The sequence below is a fragment of the Thiohalocapsa halophila genome (assembly GCF_016583825.1).
Taxonomy (GTDB): Bacteria; Pseudomonadota; Gammaproteobacteria; order Chromatiales; family Chromatiaceae; genus Thiohalocapsa; species Thiohalocapsa halophila.
Genome location: NZ_NRRV01000203.1, coordinates 1 through 1,130 on the forward strand (window position 1 = coordinate 1; position 1,130 = coordinate 1,130).

The 1,130-nt window shown below is 64.1% G+C and carries 2 protein-coding genes; one reads left to right on the forward strand and one right to left on the reverse strand.

Features of this window, described 5'->3' with window-relative positions; genetic code table 11:
- Positions 1-103 precede the first annotated feature (103 nt).
- Positions 104-394 (forward strand): hypothetical protein, encoded by a 291-nt coding sequence (locus CKO31_RS25985; protein ID WP_200243780.1) that lies wholly within the window; start codon positions 104-106, stop codon positions 392-394.
- A gap of 37 nt (positions 395-431) precedes the next feature.
- On the opposite strand, the gene CKO31_RS25990 is transcribed toward CKO31_RS25985, so the two are convergent.
- The coding region (locus CKO31_RS25990) for an aquaporin (RefSeq protein ID WP_200243783.1) at positions 432-1,130 on the reverse strand (699 nt) is incomplete at its 5' end.

Consider the following 1,130-nt stretch of genomic DNA (forward strand, 5'->3'; position numbering starts at 1 on the left):
CCTCTAGACGGCCAGAGCGCAGAGCCACGTTTCGGTTCCACTCGGCTCCGGACCGAGCCTGCGGCGTGAAGGCGATGCATTCCAGCGACAACGAGGCAAATCCATGGCCACCAGCTACGACCCGAAGATCTTCGAAGACTACAGCCGGAACGTACATCAATCAGCCAAGCTGATGGCGGCATTGTATCCAGTCGCGGGCACACTGTTGGGCTTCGCACTCGGTGCGAACCTGGTGTGCTGCGGACTACTCAAGGCCGTGGGGACGCTCGCCGGCGGCGCCGTCGGCGGCTATGCCGGGCATCGATATGGTCTCGTGCGCGCCACTGAGATGCGAGCCCAATCGCAGACCTCGATGTGCTTGGCCGAGATCGAGCGAAATACACGAAGGGCTTGAAACTGCCGCACTGCTTCAGCAACAACCGAGTTGCCGTTCAGTCAGGCGTCTGCGTTGCGGGTCCGGTCGCGGCCGACAGCATCCAACCGGCCAGTAGCGTCGCCGCGACGGCGCCCAGCAGCTGCGCGACGATAAATGCGGGCACATCCGCGGGGCCGATGCCGGCAAATGTATCCGTGACGGCGCGTGCAATGGTGACCGCCGGATTGGCAAAGGACGTGGACGCGGTAAACCAGTAGCCGGCAGAGATGAACAGGCCGACCATCATGGCAACGGCCTCGGGCCGGTAGTGCATGGTCGCGAGGATCGTACCCACCAGCCCGAACGTGGCGACGGCCTCCGAGAACCACTGGGCAAAGCCGGTCCTGGTGGTCTCCGCGATCTGCAGCAGTGGCAAATCGAACATCACGTGGGCCGCAAGCGTGCCGACAATGCCCCCGAGGACTTGGACCACCACGTAATAGGCCCCGACGCGGGGGGCAATCTCGCGACGCAACAGAAAGGCGAGCGTGACCGCGGGATTGAAGTGGGCGCCGGAGAGCGGCCCGAACGCGGTGATCAGCACGACAAGTATCGCACCGGTCGCCAGGGCGTTGGCGAGCAGTGCGATGGCGGTGTTTCCACCCGCCAGGGTCTCCCCCATAATTCCGGAGCCGACGACAACCGCCAGAAGTCCCGCAGTACCGATGAATTCGGCGGCGAGGCGCTGACGTCCAGCAATGTGTTGCATGCGTTC

Bases quoted from the DNA above. Each gene is read 5' to 3' on its own strand.
- CKO31_RS25985 (WP_200243780.1), top strand. From the start codon at position 104: ATGGCCACCAGCTACGACCCGAAGATCTTCGAAGACTACAGCCGGAAC.